Source organism: Paenibacillus sp. ALE2 (assembly GCF_054113385.1).
Genome location: NZ_CM134213.1, coordinates 3,463,291 through 3,485,239, shown reverse-complemented (window position 1 = coordinate 3,485,239; position 21,949 = coordinate 3,463,291). Strand labels below are relative to the sequence as shown.

The window sequence follows — 21,949 nt, the reverse complement described above, 5'->3', positions numbered from 1 at the left end:
AAAAATTGCGACACCAAACCTAGTAAAAATGACTAGCCTTCATCCTTCTGGTCAGACTTGGCTCTTCGCCCAGCCCATCGTTTTATCCACGGTTCTTTTTGCAACAGGGAAGCTTGCTGGCGAACACTGCGCCAATCCTCGGCGGTTACCGACGAAGGACTATAACGTGCTTGTTCAAAGCGTCCTAGTAACTGATGTAAAATCGCAGCGCGTTCCGGTGCTTCTTGTGACCATCTGTCGACTGATTCCCTCAGTGTCTCATGGCTTGCGCGGACAAAGCCTTTCCTTCGCATGTACCGTAACCAGTGTTCCGTTTCGACGACCACCTTTTCATCTGGGGTCAGCGGTTTACCTGTGCGTAAACGCAGCAGGTAAAAGTGAATGTCTGCCCGATTACGCCAAATGATATAAGCAGCCCACAGCAGAAGAATGGCAACAGCAGAGCCTATGATTACAGGATGAACCTCTAAGCCTTCCCCTGGATCCGTCTGCGGAGTCTGCTCAGGCTGCTCTGATTCTGGCTGATCCTTGACCTCTGGGGCGTCTGGAGTCTTTGAATCCTCCTGCTCTGTAAGTAACGGCATATCAAAGCCAGGCGTAGCTTCTACCGGAACCCAGCCATATTCGCCTAAATATACCTCTGCCCAGGAATGAGCGTCCGCGTTTGTCACGGAATAAGAGGACATGTTTCCGTCACCATCGCCCGTGGTTGCATCATCTGAAAACGTCTGCTGGCCAGGAGCGTACCCTTTGACCCAACGGGCTGGAACCCCAACGGAGCGAGCCATCATGACTAATGAAGTGGAATAATAATCGCAATAGCCCTCCCGAATCTCAAACAGAAAGGCATCCACGAAATCCCTGCTTCTTTTCCGTGAGAGATCCGGATTGTTCGTATATGCATAATTTTGCTGTAGATACTGCTGTAGCAATCCGACTTTTTCATACGGCGTTTTGGCCGTCGCCGTTACATTGCGAGCCAAATCACGAACCCGCTGCGGCAATTCCTTTGGAATTTGTAAGTAGGCTTCCTGTTTATTTTTTCCATACAACTCATTAAAACTTTTTCTACGCAGTTCTTTCTCAGGGATCACTGGAACATGCGATACCAAAGTATACGTTTTAGGATAAGCAGTTCTTCGAGATGATGGATTCCAAAGCAGCTCTGCCTGTTCCGGATTCCAACGCAACCCGTTTGCCCGTGAATCTCTGTCCACCGATTGAACACGATGCACCGAATAGGCGCCAAACAGAACGGGATAGCTCTGATCATTTTGCATGGTAACGGTCTGCACGACCTGCTCAGTAGAGTGTCTCGTTTCTTGTGCGTTTTCAAGCTCTGCGGTCATCGACACCTCATTTGGTGCTGGATCATCGTTGCCCACGTCGACCCAACCTGTACCGGAATAGGTTCGTTTCGTTTCTCCTCGCCAATAGCTTCGCTGATTAGTTGTGATGGTCATGACAGGCGAATAATCAAAATTAAAACCTCCACCCAATCGATTATCCTGGCGACTATAACCAGATGCGGTGTTCATGCGCTGATTCAGTGCCCCAGATCCATTGGTGGTTCCTGCGGTGGTTGAGCTAATGCGCTGGGTCCACGCTGTATAGGGGTCCGTCAAAGCTGGCTGTACCTCGGGCATATTCACACCCGCCATAATTATAAGCGCAAAAATGACAGCAATATTGGCCGCAATTTTATACGGATAACGCCGAATATGCTTCCATCCTTGAGGATAATGCTGACGAAAATACTGCAGATGCTGTGTCACTAGCCATCCCATACCAGCAAAGACGATCCAGGCAACCTCCTCCCACAGCACAGTTGGTGTGAAGGAATCAAGCACCGCCAGAGCTGCAACGTTGATGCCCACAAAAACTAGAATCCGCTGCTTCGTGGTAACGATGAGCGGCACCATTTCAATGACTAGCCAAGCAATGAGGGAAAACCAAACATAAGGAGACATATTAGATATAAACTGATCCAGACGATTGGCTGCCCCGCCAAAGGGGATAATGATGGAGTAAGACACTAATGTCCGATACAAAATAAAGAACAGCGTTACCGCCTTAACGACAAATTCAATCCATGGACGGAATGGTAGTAAAATCTTCACCAGCGCCAGCATTGTAATGGTCATCAGTACAAGTGCCCTCGTCTCTTCCAGCCATAATTCAGAAGCAAAAGACACCCATTGCATAGCAATAATAATAATCCACAAGAACGTAAAGGCGGGAGCCCAGGAGCTCTTTAACGATTGTAACCAGCTTTTCATTGTGTCCCTCCCCCCATTACAGCCGGGAGCTCTTCGAGGCTCTCAACATCGTAGCCCTTAATTCCCCTTGCACGAAGCATACTCATCCACTTTTCAGCTTCTCCCTCGGCAGAGCCTTCGCCGATATAGACATGGCACGGAGTCATCCCCCGGGTATCGGCCCAGCGAAGAAGTTCCAGCGCCTGATGATCCTTCAGCGGACTAATCAGTATAAAATAACAGCCTTGCGGAAACTGGCGCACACAGCTTTCTACAGCAGTCATCAAGCTGCCTTGCGAAGTGGTGTGGATGTCTACCAAGTGATGCATCATTCGTTGTCGTTCCATCATCTGCTCACTTGGCTGAAAAACAGTCCCCTTCCCTCCAGCTGTACACAGTCCGACTCCCATCCGCTCCCGTCCACCATATTCCAGCAATGAAGCGGTAGAAGATACAGCTAGCTCAAACTGGTCGGCGTTTACATAATGCTTTGTTTGTACGTCGAGCACAAGCATCGTTTTGGGAACCGTTTCATGTTCAAATTCCTTGGATTTCCAACTACCTGTACGAGCCGTCGCATTCCAGTGGATGCGTGAAAACCGATCTCCATATACATAATCTCGTACACCGTTGATTTGTGTCGTTTCACGGCGCGTTCGAGTTTGAACGGTCTGCGGTCCAGACATTCTTGAGCGGCGATCATTGATCTGCCAATATGGAATGAATGCCGTGCGAGGAAGCACCCGAAATTCACCGCGTGCATTCAACCTGCCCTTGTGCTCCAACAGGCCAAAGATGTCCTCACTCACACATTCGGTTTCCTCAAAATAGTAGCTTCCTCGTTCTAAAGCAGGGGTTTGAAATGTAAGCTGGCCGCCACCTTTCATACTAGGGATAACACTGTCTTCAAACGACCAGGATTCCCCCGTATGTCGCTTGAGCACCTCGCGAACAATGACATAGGGTAACGGAAGAAAGCCAGGAATGCTCAGACTGAGCTTTACGTGTACCTGATCTCCCGCATGCAGCAGCTCGCCAAACTCCGAGCCTTGCGAAAGCTGACGATGGCCCTGGACGCGACGAACTCCACTCAGACCAACCATCCATAAATAAACGATTAACAACGTAACCATAGAAAACAGCATGACCGATGTCTTTCCACCCTGAAACAACAAATAAAGCAGGCACACTACCCATATACATAGCATAAGCCAGATGCGACTTGATAGCCGGGGAAGCCTGCGCTTCCTTTTGACCATGTTCATTCCCTAAGAACGCTCCATTCGTACGGGTACATGAACCTGTCGGAGCACAGACTGCAGCACGGACTGGGCGTTGGAACTATCGAGGCGTGCTTCGGGACGCAGCAGCAAACGGTGCGTCAGCACATAAGGTGCTAGCGCCTTCACATCATCAGGCAACACATAGTCACGGTTATCCTGAAAAGCGAATGCCTTGGCAGCCATGACAAAAGCAAGTGCGGCCCGTGGACTAGCTCCCAGCAGCACAGATGGATGTTCTCTCGTCGCACGCACGATATCGAGTAAATAGGACGTCACCGCTTCATCCATATAGATATTTCTGATTTCCTGCTGGATGTCAGCAATCTGTTCCATATGCGCTACAGCCTCCAGACGGTCTGCTGGCTGGCTGGCCTGATGATGAAGCAGCATGTTTCGCTCTGTCTCCAAATCAGGATAACCCAAGCTGATTTTGAGCATAAAACGATCTAATTGTGCTTCCGGCAGCATATAAGTACCTTCAAAATCAATCGGGTTTTGAGTGGCACACAACATAAAAGGATGAGGCAACATATGAGTGTCCCCATCCACCGTCACACTTCGTTCCTCCATAACCTCCAGCAGAGCTGACTGGGTTTTCGTCGTCGCTCGGTTAATTTCGTCTGCCAGTAAAATGTTAGTCATAACTGGACCCGGACGGAAATAAAAACGCTCATCCCGTGGATGGAATATAGATACCCCTGTAATATCACTCGGTAGAATATCAGGATTACATTGAACACGGCGATAATCACCACGCATGGATTTAGCAAGAGCCTTGATCATTTGCGTTTTCCCCGTACCCGGAACGTCTTCGATCAGAATGTGTCCACCCGCCAGCATAGCCGTAAGCAATAATTTTATTTCAAAGGATTTCCCTAATATGCATGATTCCAGATTAGAACGGATTGCAGATACAATCTGCACAGATTCTTGACGCACGGGCATAACTCTGTAAACCTCCTAGATAGCAACATGTTTCCTATTATTGTACATGAAGGTGGACATAGAGTACACTTAACTCCTTGCCCATATTATTCAAGCTCCATCTTCTCTTATAGGTACATGTTTTTCGGAACAGTCAAAAACCCTTCGGTTATCAAATCCGAAGGGTTCACGTATACAATTTATTTTACTTTTTATCCTATTTAAAGCACCCTGCTTTATATGCTTCCTTTTGGACGAACAAACAAGCATGCCAGAAAAGAGAAAATAATCGCCGAGGAAATCCCTGCGCTTGTCAGACTAAAGATCCCTGTAATAACACCAAGCCATCCGTCCTTTTCCAATTCGGTTAGTGCACCATGTACGAGTGAGTTACCAAAGCTGGTAATTGGAATCGTCGCACCCGCTCCAGCAAATTTGATAAGGGGATCATATATTCCGACAGCGTCGGCAATTGCACCTGCTACCACCAACGTACTCATTGTGTGTGCCGGGGTCAATTTGATTACATCCATCATCAACTGACCCACGACACAAATGGCACCGCCCACTAAAAAAGCCCATAGAAATATCATACTTTTCCTCCCGCTTCAAAAGCTACAGCATGTGCAACACATGGAATGCTTTCACCCTGCTGTGTAGTCAAAGGAGACAATAACGCTCCGGTCGCCACGACCAGCACCTTTTGTAGTTCTCCCTTTTCGATCCGCTTTAACAGATGTCCATAGGTTACAACAGCTGAGCATCCGCAACCACTTCCACCCGCAATGACCTTCTTTTGCTTATTGATGTCATAAATCAGTAAACCGCAATCATTAAATTCCGTTTGATTCATATCGAATCCATCTTTTTTAAGCAGCTCCTTGGCAATCGGCAGCCCTACGGAAGCTAAATCCCCTGTTACAATAAGATCATAGTAGCCTGGGTCCCTGCCTGTATCTCGAAAATGAGACAAAAGCGTGTCCGCCGCCGCTGGAGCCATGGCCCCGCCCATATTAAAGGGATCTTTAATGCCCATATCCATTACTCGCCCAATAGTGGCACAATCTACCACCGTACCTGACTTCGCATGTCCCACAATGGCCGCCCCGGAGCCGGTAACCGTATACTGAGCTGTGGGGGGCTTCTGTGCTCCGTATTCATTAGGATAGCGGAATTGTTTTTCCACAGTACAGTTATGGCTGGTTGTACCCGCCATCACGTAGTCGCCCGCCTCTGAATCCACAATAAGTGCTGCTAAAGCCAAGCTTTCCATCGACGTTGAGCAGGCTCCGAAAACACCTAAATAAGGAATAGCAAGCTTGCTAGCCGAAAATGAGCTGCTGATAATCTGATTCATCAGATCACCACTTATGAAAAATTGCACTTCCTCTTTGTTTAAATTGGAATTAATTAACGCAAGCTCTGTAGAATGCTCAATTAACCTTCGTTCCGCTTTTTCCCATGTTTTCTCGTTTATTTCGATATTGTCATAAATATAATCGAAATCTGTGGACAATGGCCCCTCTCCTTCATCCGGGCCTACAACAGTTGCACTCCCAATGATGCGCGGTCTCGACTCGAACTTCCAGGTTTGTCCTCCCTGTCTTCTCATAAGTGATTGCCCCCCACACCGAGGATTGCGTATATAACGCCCACGATAAATGCGGCCACAACACCAAATACAACAACGGAGCCTGCCAGCTTGAACATATTTGCACCCACTCCAAGTACCAATCCCTCGGAACGATACTCTAATGCAGCTGAACACATTGAGTTCGCAAAACCTGTGATGGGTACAGCGGTTCCCGCTCCTGCCCATTGGGCAATCTTATCGTAGACCCCGATGCAGGTTAATATAACAGACAAGAGGATCATCATGGATGCAGTTGGTGCCGCAGCCTCTTTGGCTGGAATATGCATCCCTGCCATAAAGGCTTCCTGGATTGCCTGGCCAATCACACAGATGACGCCTCCAACCAGAAAAGCACGTACACAATTGGCAAATACTTTTCTGGAAGGCTCATGCTTTTGGGAAACACTTTGATAGTCTTTCTCATTTATGGACAACGGCGACGAATTGGTACGAAAACCGCGCTGTCCTGACTTAGCTGGCATCATTCACCACCCCTTATTCAAAAGTTCCGCGCTTGGCGGTTCAGATTGCTTGGCTCCTTAACATTATGAGCTTTTTGGGGAAATGTTATGTCAGGAAAATGATATCGTGGACATTCCGTACAAATCCATTCATACTGAATACATGACGACCACTGGTTAATTAATAAGGAGTGAGGTATACATCATGGAAGCAAAAACATTGGAATTGTTTAAAACCTTAACAGAGTTCCCTTCCATTTCTGGACATGAGCGAGATCTGCGGGCATGGGTTAAAGAACGAATATCCGGTTATACAGATGAAATCGTGCAGGACCGTTTGGGCAGTCTTTTTGGTGTACTGCGCGGGCAAGAAAGTGGCCCACGTGTAATGGTGGCAGGACATCTGGATGAAGTTGGTTTTATTGTGAATGGCATTACGGAAAATGGAATGATTCGTTTTCAGCCGGTTGGAGGCTGGTGGAGCCAAGCCATCATGTCACAACGTCTTCAAGTACTGACCCCAAATGGCCCAATCATTGGTGTAGTTGGCTCTGTCTCACCACATTTGCTCGATGAAGCGCAACGCAGCAAGCCGATGGACATCAAGCATATGTACCTGGATATCGGCGTAGACAGCAAACAGGAGGCGCAAGATCTGGGAATTGTACCCGGAACGGCTATCGCTCCGATCTGTGATTTCACTCCACTTGCGAATCCCAAAAAAATCATGGCTAAAGCATGGGACAATCGATATGGTGTAGGCCTGGCGCTTGAGCTGTTGGAGGCATTACATAAGGAAAAAGACCAGCTTCCAAATACATTGTATGCAGGAGCTACGGTTCAGGAGGAAGTGGGACTGCGCGGTGCACGCACAGCTGCCAATCTGATTCAGCCGGATATTTTCTTTGCACTGGATTGCAGTGCTGCCAACGATATGGGTGGAGATCCGAACGCATACGGACAGCTTGGTAAAGGCGCACTGTTGCGGGTTTTTGATCCAGGTATGATTACACACCGCGGAATTGTGGAGTATGTGCAGGACATGGCGGAAACTCACAAAATCAAGTACCAATATTTTATCTCCACTGGGGGAACGGATGCTGGTCAAGTGCACTTGAGCGGAATTGGTGTGCCATCTACCGTCATCGGCATATGTGGACGATACATCCATACTTCCTCGTCCATTATTCATACCGATGATTATGATGCGGCCAAGGAACTGATCATTAAGTTGGTTCAAAATCTGGATCGCACAACACTGAATACCATTATTGAACGAGCTTAAGAAGTAACAGAGAATAAGAATTTATAAAAAACAGTCAAGACACATACGTGTGCTTGACTGTTTTTTAATTTAATAGAAGAAAAAATAGAAGTTCTCAAATTAAATGCTTGTACCGAAGCAAAGCAATCACTACAAGTACAGCTGTTAAGGTAATACAGATATTTTCTACCTTTGCTCCCTTCCGGGTTCCGGTGCTCATTAATCTAAATCTTAGCTTCCATTTGAATGGCGGCAAAGGCTTAATTCCGTTATTCGTCAAGGAATCTGCCAATAAATGTAGCAGGTACGCTATACCTCCAGCCAGCCATATGCTGTCGCCATGCAAACGTGTCGTGCCGTAAAGCAGCGCGGTCCATGCTACTGTCCCATATACCGTATGTGTCAATCCTCGGTGCGGAACAAGCGTACATATGATCAGCAGACACCCGGCGATATAATTCCACGGTGCATATGATTCCCCATACCAGGCAAGGCCGATACCAATTAGAAAAATGATAACTTTACGCATAGACCGTGACGGCATAAAAGAAGCGCTGATCATCAGCAAAGCCAAAACAAGATTCCAGGGTGGCGGAGCCAAACGGGTGAAAAACACCCAACCCGCAGCCCCAATCATTAGAAGCTGTATGAGCCTAAGCATTTTGTTCGGTAACGCACGGCTCACAAGCATGGAGTTAGGCTCGTCAATATCCGGCAGCAATGAACCAACCACAGCGGCTGCCACAGCAGCCGGAGTCACTTCGAATCCACTTAAGGCTAATACCGATAGGGAGACCCCGGTTCCAATAATTAAATGGGCTCTTCCCATCATGATGCATAACATCCTTTCTTGCAGTATACACAGAGTCGACATTACTCTATTTGAATCAGCATGATTCGATTGTATACGACAATCAAAACGAGAACAATAGTTCGCTTATTCTATTTAAAAGACTTCATCCAAAAGTCCTAGTTTCGCCCCCCATTACTTGACCCTCCCCTTATTCTTTATCTGTACAGCCATTTCTCAGAAAACACGCCATATGACCTATGGATATGTTGACAAATATCTTCAACATTTTCTTTTCGCCTCAAAGTCCTATTGTACAATTTGGAATATTAGGTAATATAGTGTTTATATTTACTATATAAATCTATTAAATGAACAAGGAGGAAATGATTATGCAAGAAAAATCTCTGTTCCGAAAGTTCAGAACGATTGGTCTGACGTCGTTGCTAAGTGTCGTATTGTTCGCACTTCCCGCTTCAGCTGCTTGGAATGATACATACACGGGGTACGCCACATATACAGGATCAGGTTACTCTGGAGGAGCATTACTGCTTGATCCTATCCCTTCTGATGCCAAAATTACAGCGCTTAACCCCACACAATTGAATTATAACGGAATCAAAGCCGCATTAGCTGGAGCCTATTTGGAAGTTCAAGGCCCCAAAGGAAAAACAACCGTCTATGTAACAGATTTATACCCTGAGGGTCCGAGTGGTGCACTCGATCTGTCTCCGAATGCCTTCAACCTGATTGGCAATCAAAAGGATGGAAAAATCAATATTTCATGGAAAATTGTCAAAGCTCCGGTTAGTGGCAATGTCTCCTACCGCATTAAAGAAGGCAGCAGCCAATGGTGGGCAGCCATTCAAGTACGCAATCATAAATATCCAGTCTTAAAAATGGAGGTCCAACAAAACGGGCAATGGCTCAATCTCGAAAAACAGGATTACAACCACTTTCTGGGTACTAACTTAGGAAAACAGCCTCTGAAAATACGGATTACGGACATTCGCGGTGTCGTACTGAATGATACCATCCCAGCTCTAGCGGAAAATGGCACAGGCCAAGCCTATATTGTTAAAGGTAATGTTCAATTTCCTGACTAATTGAAATGCCGCCTCATCTTTTCTTCTTTTCATTTGAACCAATAAAACAGGCCGGGAACCGACGCAATCTAGTTTGCGTATCCGTGTTCCCGGTCTTTTTACGAAAAAATCATTATTTTTCACAAAGAATCGGTTTGTTCACTGTCCTGTTCATAAAATCATACGTATAATGAATACATAAATAGGGTGTACTTTACAGCTACGTGCACACAGACAGGAGGCCTGTTCATATGAGCAATTTCAAAAAGCATCACAAGCTACACAGCAAATTGCTGGTCAGTATTACGTTATGTATAACACTAACGTTGCTGGTATCCACCACTGTATATTATTTCTACTACAGTCGCGTGGAAAAGGAGCAGGCGTTCGAAGCCAATCACAATAGCTTAACGTTGAGAAGCAAAGAGGTCATCAACATGACATCTATTGCTCAATCGTTGGCATTTCAAATGTATCGCAGCAGTACCCTATCCAAGCTGCTGTACTATCCCAAACCCAATGTATATGATGTAACCGCTGCCATGACTGAATTGAATAATTATCTTAACTCCATGCCTTATATTGAATCCATCTATGTGTATAACCCTAAAAGTGACACCTTCTACATTGCGTCCTCACAAGGCCAAAACGGATTATTCAGCAAACATGAACTGGCTGATACAGACATCATTCGCGTGCTCGATCATTATCAGGACTACAAACCCTTTACGCCTATCCCACGTACGTATCCGTTGCTGTCTGCCTCGGACACCGGAGCTGGCGTAGAGCAAGCAAACCCAGACATCGCAGCCTATACGTATTTATGTTATGACGCAATCAACTCGAACGAAGCGATTAATTCGGCAGTGATTGTGAATGTGTCGGCAGCCTGGATGAACAAGGAAATGGCGGCGAACCCCATCTCAGGCGGGACTGCTTATATTTTAGACGATCAAGGCAGACTGTTGTCTGGTACAACGTTGACAGACGAAGCTTTGAACGAAAAAGAACAGCTATGGCTGCACACTAGAGTCAAAAAACAGGAAACAGGCTATTTTGTAGAAGACTTTCATGGTAAAAGATCACTGATTTCCTATACTTCCCCGGATGGACTAGGTTGGCAGTATATTAGTGTCACACCTTATGAAAGCGTTATCAAAATGGCGAGTGTTATTCGTAATGCCATGGTACTGATCGCGGCCATCATCGGAATGGCAGGATTTGTAGCTTCCTGGCTGCTGTCCAAAATGCTGTATACGCCTATTGGTCAAATTGTTGTGCATATGAATTCACTGGAATCGGAGAAACGCAACAGTATGTACACAATCCGGCAAAACATTTTACGGAATGTGATTCGCGGCACCCGAAATCTTCCTGCCGGTGAAGAACCGGAACGACTGCGTGAGCTTGGGATTACATTCCAGTTCGATAAAGATTATCGGCTTGTACTCCTGCGCATAGATGAATATGCCCGCTGGCAAAGCGAGCGCGGACCTGATCTGCTACCCTACAAGTTTGCCATCATGAATATCGCTTCCGAAATATGCGGGCAGACATACCGGGTGGAAACCGTTGATATGGATGAGGATAGCGTCCTGCTGATGCTCAACATTTTAGACCCTGCGGAACATACAGACACGGTACTACTGGAAACCCTATTACGCCAAATACGCGAAGCCTGTCTCGAATATTTGAAGCTAAGTGTATCACTAACCTACAGCGTAATTACAAGTCAACCAGAACGGCTGCATTTGCTGTACCGCCAGGTAGAGAACGCATCTATGCACCGTTTTTTTCAGGGTCATGGCTGTATTATTAATGCCCGAAACACTACAGATGAAGATGTCCAAAATACTTATGTATTTCCATCGGATAAAGAAAAAAAATTGCTGGATACGCTGCTATCTGGTCATACGGAGGATGCACACCGGATGTTCAAAGATCTGTTGATGCATATGGAGAAATATCCGTTTTCCTCTGTGCGGGTGGCAATATCCCGGCTCATTATGAGTGTGAATAATGCCGTTCGGCATATAAGTGAGCTCAATGGATTTGCTATCGAATCTAAACCTGAATTACCATCCGCAGATCGATTAGAGACCGCCGAGGATCTTATTGCTCATTACCAATTGGTCTTTGAACAGGTTCGCTCCAATCTGGCGGAAAAACGAAATACGAAGCAAGAACGATTGGTACAACAAATCAACGAACGAATGGAGCAAGCTTATACGGACCCTAATTTCTGTCTCAATCAGATTGCGGAAGAGCTGGATATGTCGCCAATCTATGTCAGCAGGCTTTATAAGCAACAAACCATGTCCACCATCGTAGACGTCATCCAGCAGCTTCGTATTCGCAAGGCCTGTGAGCTGCTGGAACAGACCGACTGGTCGGTGGCTGACGTGGCAGAACAAACCGGGTTTGCGAGTAGCTCTTATTTCCACCGTATGTTTAAACGCAGTTTGGGCGTGACACCCACAGATTTTCGCCGTTCTAAAGCGAATGCGCAATAGGCGACATCAAAAAAGCAAGCCTCCAACTTTCTGGAGACTTGCTTTTACTTTAGATCACAACTCTTAGCGTTTTACTTGATCCCCTTCTCCTTCACATAAGCTTCCCATTGTTTTGTATATTCGGTTTGAATTTTTTCCAAACCCGCTTGGTTCGCCTTTTGCATGAAAGTCTCAAGACCTTGATCAACGTTGTCGATCAGTCCAGCTTGAAGTGGGTACAGATACTGCTTCTCGACCTGTTCTAATGCCGCCTTTTCTGCTTGGTAGGTCGTATAGTCCTCTGCAAAACCGGTAAACAGGTCAGGCTTCTGGATTTTATCCAGCTCCGCAAAAATCTTCTTCACACGGTCGAAGCCTGAATCAAACAGCATGTATTCCGGGTTACGCCAAGCCCAGCTGTTCATGCCTTCCCGTGAAAATCCATTCGTACTGCCGCTACCTATCATATGATAGTAACCATCTTTGACTTCGTAGTTTTTCCCTTCAATACCATATTGCGTAAGCAAATTATAACGTTTGTCTGTTACCAGCTTTTCATAAAAGGCCAATGCACGGGCTGGGTTCGGGCTGCTTTTTGGAATTGCAAAGCCATTATGGATCGGATGCACCGGAGTTGCATAGCCTGTTGTCAGCGGGAATGGATAGTACTCAAGCTTCCAGTCGGGATGAGATGCTTTGAGCTTAATGACCATATCATTAAACCGGGTTGGGTTGTCGCCAAAAATACTCGCAGCTTTACCAGAAGTGACCTGATCCTGAAGTGTATCTTTTACGTTTAATACGTTTTTAGGAATGAATCCTTTATCAGCCCAGCGTTTATAAGTATTCAGCTCTTCTTTTTGTTCATCTGAGCCCCAATATTTATACACCTCTGTTGGTTTTTCATATTTGATACCAATGCCATAAGGCAAAGCACCTACACTCTTCGTTACTAATTCGGTATAACGATCATGCAGATTTCCCTTGATATCACTGTTCAAAGATACCGTTTTCATACTAGGCTCATGCTGACGTATCCCGTCCATGTAAGCCTCGTAACTTTTGATGTCTGTCGGTTTAGGCAAATTGTACTTTTCGCGTAAATCCTCACGCCATACAAAACCGTTTGTGACATATTCTTTATACGTGCCAGGCACGGTATAAATTTTGCCTCCGATTTTAACCCCATCCCACATGTCCTGAGGCACGAATTTTTGCAAGGCAGGTGCGGCCTTAGGCAGCAGATCGTCTAGCGGCAGGAATGCCCCCTTCTTGGCATAGGCCTGATACTGCGTCCAATCTGCAGTGAAGATCAGGTCGATAGGCTGACCCGAAGACAATAACAGCTTATATTTTTGATCCCAGTCTGTCCACGTCGTATAGTTAAATTTGACGGTGGCATTCAGATCTTTTTCTGCCAACTTATTAATCTCTGCCTCAATGGTAGACAGATCCTTAGGAGCATCACCCAGCATATAAAATTGCAGCTGTACTTTCTGGGCTTTATCATCCTCTCCATTTGCTTTTTGTGCGCTGTTTCCGCTACCGCCCCCACATCCGGCTAAGAGCGCCATGATAACCATTACTGCAATCAGGATGGACATGCGTTGTTTTCTTTTCTTTGTGAATGTCATGTGAATCCTCCCTTTGAAATGGTAGTCCGTTTAAATAAAACGCTTACAAAAAGTGCTGCTTGGATGGCACAATGTCAGCACATTATGCCATCTCAGCCTTTAGTGCCGCTTATCCTTTTACCGCACCAATCGTCAGCCCCTTGACAAAGTAACGCTGAATGAACGGGTACAGTAGTAAAATGGGACCCGTAACCACGATCGCCATTGCCATTTTGGTCGACTCTGTCGGCATATCGTTGGAAAGGGACACGCCGGTGCCTGCACCCATTTGAGCGATAAATTGCATGGAGTTAATGACATTATACAGATAGTATTGCAACTGGTATTTATGCGGGTCATTAATAAAGAGTGAGGATGAAAACCAGTCATTCCAGTAAGCCAAAGCCAGAAACAGCCCCACAGTGGCAATACCCGGTGTAGATAAAGGCAGTACAATTCGGTAGTAAATTTTAAAATCACCCGCACCGTCTATTTTAGCGGACTCGAACAGTTCTTCCGGCATGGAGGAACGAATGAAGTTTTTCATCAAAATGATCAGAAATGGAGTCATTAATCCCGGGAAAATAAGCACTGTATACGTATCTAGCAGCCCCAAATACTTCGTGAGCATAATGTACCAAGGTACTAATCCGCCTCCAAACAACGTCGTAAAGTAAATATAGAATGAAAACGCGTTGCGGTATTTAAAATCTTTGCGTGCCAGCACATATCCGGCCATCGTCATCAGGAACAGGCCCAGCGTCGTACCTACAACCGTGGTAAAAATCGTCACCCCATATGCCCGTAACACCTCTTCAGGAAAGGTGAACACCGTCCGGTATCCTTCCAGCGAGAATTGCTGTGGAATGAAGTGATAGCCATCCCTGATAATCGATTCATTACTGGTTAGTGAAGCCGAAATAATAAGTAGGAACGGGAGTAAACAAGCAATGGATGCCACAATGATAATCACATAAGAGATAATTTTAAAAAGTCGAGTGTATACATCCTCTTTGATCGCCATCCGTTTCGGTCCTCCTTTCTAGAATAAGGCATATTCGTCGTTCAGCTTGCGAATGATATAGTTCACGGTCATGATCAGTACAAATCCGAACAGGGATTGATACACGCCTGCGGCCGAAGCCATACCCACATCAAAAGTTACTTTCAAGGAACGATACACATAAGTGTCCAAAATATCCGTCGTATTGTACAGCACACCGTTGTTACCGATTAACTGATAGAACAGATCAAATTGTCCTTTCATAATACTACCCAGTGCAAATAACAGCAGCACAACGAATGTTGACTTGAGCATAGGAACGGTAATGTACCAAATTCGTTGAAAAATGTTGGCTCCGTCTATTTTAGCTGCCTCATAATACTCGTCACTGATCCCTGTGATCGCTGCCAGGTAGATTACCATACTGTAGCCGAGATTTTTCCACAAATAGAACAGGATAATCAGGAAAATCCACACCCATGGTTTGTTATACACATCCACACGTTCACCACCAAATTGCACGAGCAGCGTGTTCAGAAAACCATTATCATAATTAAATATGTTATACACGATGACACTTAGAATGACGAAGGAAACAAAGTATGGAAGAAACATCACAGATTGAGTGATCTTTTTAAAGTAGCGGCCTCGCAACTCATTCAGTAAAATAGCGAGGACAATCGCTAACACGTTGCCGAGTAAAATAAACGCTGCATTATATCCAACTGTATTCAATGTCAATTTGGTCAGCGTGCCGGATTGCCATAGAAAGCGAAAATTCTGGAGTCCGACAAACTGGGCCTCAAATAGGCTGGTATTAAAGTCGAACTGGGTAAATGCGTAATAAATGCCAACCATAGGAATGTACGAATTTATGAAGAAAAAGATTAAAGTAGGTAACAACATCAGAAATAATACTCGATTGCGGATCAGTTCATAGAAAAAACCGTGTTTCTTGCCTGTTCCCAGCCTACCGTTCAAGCGGGAATCCGTCGTAAGCATTGCAGAATTTTTGGGCATAGGCTGATTCAATGTGAGTCACTCCCCCTCTATATACATACCGACTGCAAGGTTTGTAGCATCGCCGCCGTATAACTATATATTATGTAAGCGCATTCAAAATGAAAAGTGAAGCCTCTCATGCTTCATGAACAAAGGAGTGTCCAGAGGAGTGAACAATTCGGATATTTGTGAAGTTTTATGTGATATGAGGCGCCTGATCGACGCCTTCAGCCCATTCGTCAAGCATATTTGGACGATCTGCTCTATTCCTTTTGCCCACCCTGAAAAATGGTTTCATCCTGTTTTACTCGAAATCCGTTTTTCTTGGCCTGCTCCAGCAGCTCAGCGGCATTATCCTGCGGCTTATATCCGATTAGTTCTTCCAAGTAACCAATGTCATAATAATTATCCGTATTGGCTGACGTACCGTACAAATTAAGATAACTCATCTCCGAAGGGGCCTCGATACAGCAGACGGTCAGATGAATCATATCGCGCTCGGAGATCCATATATGAGCAGCACGCTCCGAATGCGGCCGATCATCCCCAGGAAAATTACCGATGCGGATATTCATTGAAGATATTTTGCCCTGATCGGCATACAGCCGTCCCAACAGTTCAATATAGCACTTACTCAATCCATAAAAGCTATCCGGTCGGTAGGGATCTTCTACATCTATCGCTTCGCCTACTTTATAAAACCCTGTGGCATGATTGGAACTGGCAAAAATAATGCGCTTCACCCCATTTCTGACCGCAGCTTCATACAGCTTATACGCTCCGCTTACATTGCCAGACAGTACTTTGCCGAGGAAATCCCCCTCATCCTTAATCCATGCAAAATGCAATACCGTATCCACTCCATGTGTAAGCTCAGCCAATCTAGCAGCGTCTTGTATATCCAGTTCGACAATCCCTGCTTCTTCATCCCTCATCACATCGGCGGCGGTTATTTCATATTTCCCTTTCGCTTTTAGCCCTTCATAGAGTACTTTTCCAATTGTGCCCGCCGCCCCTGTAATCAACAATTTTCGTGCCATCGTCCGCATCTCCCTTCTTTATTTGGCAGTGTGCCGTCATTCATAGCTTAACCAACTCCCTAGAGTGGGAACCTTGTTACCATCATTCATTACATTCTGTCACCTATAAAAAAAGGACTCTGCTACCTGAGCAGAGTCCTTACTTGTTGCTATTATTAAGTTATTAATTTCAAGCTTGCCGTACTACCCTCACTCTGCGATTAACCAGATAAATGCTAAAGCCGATTAATACCAGACCGATCAGCAGAAAAGCCGTAATCGATTCGTGAAGCAGCATAGAACTGACAAACACTGAAATCACAGGCACCAAAAACGTATAGGAAGCGACCTTACTGGCATCCCCCGAATTGACCAGCGTGAAATACAGCAGCCAGGATAGTGAAATTCCGAGCACAGTCCCGAACACCAGTCCTGACACATACGGAACATTCCATACGATGTCTGACCAGCTTTCCGTAACCGATCCAGCCCCTGTCAACACGATGCCTCCAAGTGTACATTGAAATGCGACCAGCCACAACGAATCCACACGCTTGTTAACCTTTTTCACATACACGGTTCCCAACGCCCAACTCACTGCTGTAATAATGGCGATAATTACACCTGCAATAGCCACATGTCCTGAAAAGCCTCCGACACTGACAGCTGCCACGCCCAGAAATCCAATGATCAATCCAATCACTTTGAGCTTGGACATTGCTTCCCCCAGCCACATCCATGCAAAAATGCCAACCAGCACAGGCTGAAGATATACCAGCACAGAGAACAGACCTGATGGAACGTACATGAGCCCCACGGTTTGCAAGCCATAAAACAGAACTACGTTAAAAATACCTGAAATAGCATACACCCGCCAATTTTCTTTCCAGCGAATGCGATTCCATCTCGGTGCTAAAATCGCTCCCAATAGCAGGCCACCCAACAGTGTGCGTAGTCCTGCAAACAAAAGGGGAGGCGTGAATTCCAGTGCAACTTTATAGATGGGCCAAGAAATGCCCCACAATACGACCAGTAGCGCGATCATCATTATCCGCTTGGCTGTCGTTAACTCTCCCATGATGCACTCGCTCCTCTATGAAAAAAATCACTAGACTTTATATATTACGCCTATGGGACAACTTTATCAAACAAAAATATATAGGGAAAAGCTCCGCTTCTCCAGCACGCTTGTTCATAGGATAGGTTTTCGAACAGAGGAATCCAGTCTTTGGCCTATGTTACAATGTACCCAATAGATAAAGCTTATTAGGATAGGAGGTTGTCTGCACTTGATTTATTTCATCAAATTTCTATACAGCTTTGTGCTTCCTCCCGGTTTGTTCATCCTCGTGATGGCAGGGCTTGTAATCTGGCTATGGAAACGAGCGCGTAAACCTGCTGTCGTACTGCTCCTTGTTACATTGCTGCTGTATGTTTCATCGACTAATTTGGCTGGAGATTTGTTAATCCGTAGTCTGGAAAAGCAGTATCCACAGCCCCGTACCATTCAAGGCGATGTTATTGTCGTACTTGGGGGTGGAGCTACAGAGGGAACTCCCGACATCAATGGACAAGGTAATCTGTTAGGGTCTGCGGCCAACCGACTGCTCACTGCGGCTAGACTGCATGAAGCAACAGGTCTACCTATTCTTTTTTCCGGTGGACAAGTGTTTGGAGACAGTGGTAACGAAGCGAATATTGCGCAGAGGCAGCTAGTAGGACTCGGTATTCCGGCAAAGGACATCTTCATCGAAAACCGTTCCTTAAATACACAGCAAAATGCCGTATATACCTCCCAAATTTTAAAACAGCACCAGCTCACAAAACCTATTCTGGTGACCTCCGCATTCCATATGCCCCGTGCTGCACTGGAATTTCAGCGTGCAGGTATGCAAGCCACAGCTTATCCAACCGACTATCTGGCAAGTGAAAAGCTGTCACTGTATGCTGCCAAACTTTCACCGTCTGCTGGGGCCATATCTACAACCGGGACAGCCCTCAAGGAGTATTTGGGGATTTTGGCCTTAAAGCTTAAATAATGTGATACACAGGTGTAAAGCGAACACAGCACAAACAAGCGTCTTGCGCTCACCGCTATAAGCCAGTAAGCGATTAAGACGCTTGTTTTATCATTACATATTCTCATGCAAGAAAATTTCCGATATTTGTTCTTCTGATATGACCTTAAAGCCCTCCCTTTTTAACAAGGCGGAGGTTACCCCATTGCCTGCAATTTTACGGTTTTCGAATGCTCCATTATAGATCGCTGCCGACCCGCAGGACGGACTGTTTTCTTTTAAAACAATAAGTGACGCGTTAACCTCTCTGGCTATTTGCAAAGCTTCGTGCGCACCTCTAATGTACATATCACTGACATCATTGCCTGAAAGCTCGATCACCTTGGCTGTGCCACTCAGTACGTCCTCCCCAGTCCCTCCAACAATCTCAGCAGGCTCTCGCGGTATCACAAAGCCCCCCAGTAGCTCAGGACAGATCGTCATTGCCTTCTTTTCCTCTACCAACTTTTGAATATGTACATCCAAGCTATCCGTCCCGTTATATCGCACCTTCATGCCTGCCAAACATGAACTTACCAGAATCATTAATCCACCTCATATCCATTGCTTTCACTGTTGAGTAATTTAAAGTATAAACGAGTTTGATTGTAGAGTCATCGTACGAAAATTTAGACTCGCCACTACGTCCGCGCTCCGTCAGGATATTCGTCCAGCTGATGACATAATCATAATCCTGTATTCAAATCTCGTTGCCTTCCTTTCAGTCCCTATAGGATCATGGAGTGATACGTATTTGCGTGTTTTTTTCAGAGATTGCAAATGCATCAGGATCTCATTTTCTATACAACGAGCTGCAAATATTGCTAACTTGGTGCCTTTCCCATTCTGAAAGCTTTTAATGACCTTGATCAGTCCGATGGTACCGATGGATATAAGATCCTTCAAATCTTCGCCGGTGTTATCGAATTTAAGGAAGGCGGAACGTTTAACTCATCCAAAATAATCTGATAAAAACAAGCCTGAGGCGCATATTGGGCAGCACTCCGGCTTATTTTTATATGTTGAGGTTCATCCTGCTCGTAAATAAAATAAATTCACTCTTGCTATAAGTCGTAATTTTAGATATATTATTAATTAAATAATTAATCATTTAATTAATGAAAGTTTAGTTTAAAGAAAGGGGAATACATTTGGCAAGACCCATCAATGAAGAAAAAAGACTGGAGCGGCGTAAACGTATCCTAGAAGAAGCTGTTGTCCTGTTCGCAGAAAGTGGATATTCTAATACCACAATGGCTATCATTGCTCAGAGTGTGGGAGTGACTCCTGGAACCATTTTTCAATATTTTCCTAGCAAAGAAGCTTTATTCTACGCCGCAGTCCTTGAGCCGCTTGCTGATATTCAGGTGAAATCGCTTGCTTGTCTAAAAAAAGGAGGGACACCAGGCGTATTGATTAAGAGCATGGTGGCAGAACAATTCAACCATATCTACTCCTATATAAATGAATTGCGGCTTGTTCAATCTGTCTTAGGACAACGAATAAGATTCCCTGAACTTACACAGAAGGTCCTTGAAAGTGTAAAGGTAATGACAGATGCGATCGAATGCATCTATGCCAAGGGACAGTTAATGGGAGAATTCAACAAATGCTTTTCTCCAGCAATGATCTCTCGTGCCTATATCTCTTTCTTAAATGGAGTGGGCTTAACTCTTGGAGAAAGTATTATTCAGCATCCGGAGTGGGAAAATCTGAAGGAGCATGCCTTTTATTTGTTCGCACCCATACAACCTAAAGAAAAACCGGAGGAGTCTGAATGAGTCAAACATCATTACAACCCGATCTGACATTTAACGTTCGTGTGAAAAAACGGAAGAAAATTTTATGGAGCCTAGGAATCGTGATTCTGCTTGTAATGGCTCTTGTATTTTTTATATCTTATAAAGTAGTAGACACCTTGTTGCACCATCCTAGAGACACTAATGTCAGCTACGAATTGAATATCGATAAAACACCCTACGAAGAGATCGAGTTCAAGAGTTTGAAAAATGATAATACGATTAGAGGTACTTTCTTTCCTGCAAATGGTCTTTCTGGTAAACCAAGTGATAAGACGATTGTTGTCGTCCATGGATATACGAGCAATCGTTTAGTCAAAGGGCGGACCCAAAAGTTAGTAGAGCATTTCGTTCCGAAAGGCTACAATGTATTGGCATTTGACCTCAGCTCGCAAGGTAAATCCGATGGTGACTTGATTACACTGGGCCTCAATGAAAAATACGATTTGCTAGGAGCTGTAAGCTACTTAAAATCCAGAGACCATACGGGTGATAACATTGGAGTTATCGGCTTTTCAATGGGTGCTGCTACTTCTCTGCTAGCCGCAAGTGAAAGTGATGACATCAAAGCCGTAATTGCGGATAGTCCTTTTCGTAATGCTGGTCTATTTCTGAGAGAGGGTTTGCCCTACTTTTCAGGTCTACCTGCATTTCCATTCAGTTATACATCGACATGGATGGCAAATTGGGTCTTTAAGGTTGATCTTGATTCCATATCTCCTATGAATGCGGTAAAAAAGATGCAAGACAAGCCAGTTATGCTCATTCATGGTACTGGAGATCAGCAAATCAGTTATAAAAATACAGAAATTATTTACGAGTCCTTAAAAGATAACCCAAAAGCAGAAGTATGGTACCCGCAAAATACGGAGCACATCGATGCCATCAACCATTACCCCACTGAATATTTCAAAACAGTAGATCGCTTTTTGGATGAGTATGTAGGAAAATAAATTCACTCCAAGAGAGCCGACTAGCGAAAAAGCTTGTCCTGACGAAGTAAAAATACCCAATAATATCAAGCATTTTTAGCCTGTAGTGCAGAAAACCACTACAGGCTTTTATTTGCGTTTTAAATGAAAATACATAGCAAAATAGCTATTATTTAAGCGAAAAAAACGGTAGTACGAGTACAGAGCATGTTGATAAAGACAAAAGACAAGTGTATGCTGTTTGCTGGTCAGGAGAAGATCCTTTTTGGAGATCATTTGAATAAAGACTCGGAATTGAATAAATGAACTAGAAAACAACGCGTTCTCTACAAGA

The 21,949-nt window shown here is 45.0% G+C and carries 19 protein-coding genes and 1 pseudogene; 6 read left to right on the top strand and 14 right to left on the bottom strand.

Annotation, left to right across the window (positions count from 1 at the left end):
* Positions 1-32: 32 nt before the first annotated feature.
* The 6 genes from ACXHJ1_RS15250 to spoVAC all read right to left on the bottom strand — a co-directional run bounded on the left by ACXHJ1_RS15250 (position 33) and on the right by spoVAC (position 6,580).
* On the bottom strand, positions 33-2,279 hold the full coding sequence (locus ACXHJ1_RS15250) for a transglutaminase TgpA family protein (protein ID WP_017428191.1): 2,247 nt from the start codon (positions 2,277-2,279) through the stop codon (positions 33-35).
* Complete coding sequence (locus ACXHJ1_RS15245) at positions 2,276-3,523, bottom strand: DUF58 domain-containing protein (RefSeq protein WP_025365384.1); 1,248 nt, start codon at positions 3,521-3,523, stop codon at positions 2,276-2,278. Before ACXHJ1_RS15245 ends, ACXHJ1_RS15250 begins: the two co-directional genes overlap by 4 nt.
* A gap of 3 nt (positions 3,524-3,526) precedes the next feature.
* Positions 3,527-4,486 (bottom strand): AAA family ATPase, encoded by a 960-nt coding sequence (locus tag ACXHJ1_RS15240; RefSeq protein WP_017428193.1) that lies wholly within the window; start codon positions 4,484-4,486, stop codon positions 3,527-3,529.
* Between the two features lie 215 nt (positions 4,487-4,701).
* Positions 4,702-5,058 (bottom strand): stage V sporulation protein AE, encoded by a 357-nt coding sequence (spoVAE, locus tag ACXHJ1_RS15235; protein WP_016821644.1) that lies wholly within the window; start codon positions 5,056-5,058, stop codon positions 4,702-4,704.
* Complete coding sequence (spoVAD, locus tag ACXHJ1_RS15230; RefSeq protein WP_016821645.1) at positions 5,055-6,077, bottom strand: stage V sporulation protein AD; 1,023 nt, start codon at positions 6,075-6,077, stop codon at positions 5,055-5,057. Before spoVAD ends, spoVAE begins: the two co-directional genes overlap by 4 nt.
* Positions 6,074-6,580 carry a stage V sporulation protein AC gene (gene spoVAC / locus ACXHJ1_RS15225; RefSeq protein WP_016821646.1) on the bottom strand — a complete coding sequence of 169 codons (507 nt, stop codon included), beginning with the start codon at positions 6,578-6,580 and terminating at the stop codon, positions 6,074-6,076. The genes spoVAD and spoVAC overlap by 4 nt, the downstream gene beginning before the upstream one ends.
* 184 nt (positions 6,581-6,764) lie before the next feature.
* On the opposite strand from spoVAC, the gene ACXHJ1_RS15220 reads away from it, so the two are divergent.
* Positions 6,765-7,844, top strand: a complete 1,080-nt coding sequence (locus ACXHJ1_RS15220) for a M42 family metallopeptidase (protein WP_107733272.1) — start codon at positions 6,765-6,767, stop codon at positions 7,842-7,844.
* A 94-nt stretch (positions 7,845-7,938) separates the two neighbouring features.
* On the opposite strand, the gene ACXHJ1_RS15215 is transcribed toward ACXHJ1_RS15220, so the two are convergent.
* Complete coding sequence (locus ACXHJ1_RS15215; protein ID WP_016821648.1) at positions 7,939-8,655, bottom strand: metal-dependent hydrolase; 717 nt, start codon at positions 8,653-8,655, stop codon at positions 7,939-7,941.
* A 350-nt stretch (positions 8,656-9,005) separates the two neighbouring features.
* Here ACXHJ1_RS15215 and ACXHJ1_RS15210 point away from each other — a divergent pair, with 350 nt between their 5' ends.
* Together ACXHJ1_RS15210 and ACXHJ1_RS15205 are read left to right on the top strand one after the other, a co-directional pair.
* Positions 9,006-9,719, top strand: a complete 714-nt coding sequence (locus ACXHJ1_RS15210) for an expansin EXLX1 family cellulose-binding protein (protein WP_039269146.1) — start codon at positions 9,006-9,008, stop codon at positions 9,717-9,719.
* Positions 9,720-9,949: 230 nt separating this feature from the next.
* Positions 9,950-12,211, top strand: a complete 2,262-nt coding sequence (locus tag ACXHJ1_RS15205; RefSeq protein ID WP_457904880.1) for an AraC family transcriptional regulator — start codon at positions 9,950-9,952, stop codon at positions 12,209-12,211.
* A 71-nt stretch (positions 12,212-12,282) separates the two neighbouring features.
* Here ACXHJ1_RS15205 and ACXHJ1_RS15200 read toward each other — a convergent pair whose 3' ends face one another.
* The 5 genes from ACXHJ1_RS15200 to ACXHJ1_RS15180 form a co-directional block, all read right to left on the bottom strand.
* Positions 12,283-13,824, bottom strand: a complete 1,542-nt coding sequence (locus tag ACXHJ1_RS15200) for an extracellular solute-binding protein (protein ID WP_123797417.1) — start codon at positions 13,822-13,824, stop codon at positions 12,283-12,285.
* 109 nt (positions 13,825-13,933) lie between these two features.
* Positions 13,934-14,827 (bottom strand): carbohydrate ABC transporter permease, encoded by an 894-nt coding sequence (locus tag ACXHJ1_RS15195; protein ID WP_016821652.1) that lies wholly within the window; start codon positions 14,825-14,827, stop codon positions 13,934-13,936.
* An 18-nt stretch (positions 14,828-14,845) separates the two neighbouring features.
* Positions 14,846-15,838, bottom strand: a complete 993-nt coding sequence (locus ACXHJ1_RS15190) for an ABC transporter permease (protein ID WP_016821653.1) — start codon at positions 15,836-15,838, stop codon at positions 14,846-14,848.
* A 233-nt stretch (positions 15,839-16,071) separates the two neighbouring features.
* Positions 16,072-16,848 (bottom strand): NAD-dependent epimerase/dehydratase family protein, encoded by a 777-nt coding sequence (locus ACXHJ1_RS15185; RefSeq protein WP_457904879.1) that lies wholly within the window; start codon positions 16,846-16,848, stop codon positions 16,072-16,074.
* A gap of 169 nt (positions 16,849-17,017) precedes the next feature.
* Positions 17,018-17,905: a DMT family transporter gene (locus ACXHJ1_RS15180; RefSeq protein WP_045244361.1), complete on the bottom strand. Its 888-nt coding sequence runs from the start codon at positions 17,903-17,905 to the stop codon at positions 17,018-17,020.
* Between the two features lie 211 nt (positions 17,906-18,116).
* Here ACXHJ1_RS15180 and ACXHJ1_RS15175 point away from each other — a divergent pair, with 211 nt between their 5' ends.
* The gene (locus ACXHJ1_RS15175; RefSeq protein ID WP_457904878.1) at positions 18,117-18,866 is read left to right on the top strand and encodes a YdcF family protein; all 750 of its coding nucleotides are present in this window, start codon (positions 18,117-18,119) and stop codon (positions 18,864-18,866) included.
* A 93-nt stretch (positions 18,867-18,959) separates the two neighbouring features.
* Here the strand turns inward: ACXHJ1_RS15175 and ACXHJ1_RS15170 are convergent, their stop codons facing one another.
* Both ACXHJ1_RS15170 and ACXHJ1_RS15165 read right to left on the bottom strand, forming a co-directional pair.
* Entirely contained in the window at positions 18,960-19,430 is a 471-nt protein-coding gene (locus tag ACXHJ1_RS15170) for a 2-thiouracil desulfurase family protein (RefSeq protein ID WP_107733270.1), read from the bottom strand.
* A 157-nt stretch (positions 19,431-19,587) separates the two neighbouring features.
* A pseudogene (locus ACXHJ1_RS15165) lies at positions 19,588-19,814 on the bottom strand (sigma factor); the annotation flags it as partial.
* Positions 19,815-20,035: 221 nt separating this feature from the next.
* Between ACXHJ1_RS15165 and ACXHJ1_RS15160 the strand changes: the two are divergent.
* The gene (locus tag ACXHJ1_RS15160) at positions 20,036-20,665 is read left to right on the top strand and encodes a TetR/AcrR family transcriptional regulator (RefSeq protein ID WP_025365392.1); all 630 of its coding nucleotides are present in this window, start codon (positions 20,036-20,038) and stop codon (positions 20,663-20,665) included.
* Positions 20,662-21,636, top strand: a complete 975-nt coding sequence (locus ACXHJ1_RS15155; protein WP_107733269.1) for an alpha/beta hydrolase — start codon at positions 20,662-20,664, stop codon at positions 21,634-21,636. The genes ACXHJ1_RS15160 and ACXHJ1_RS15155 overlap by 4 nt, the downstream gene beginning before the upstream one ends.
* Positions 21,637-21,949: the final 313 nt, after the last annotated feature.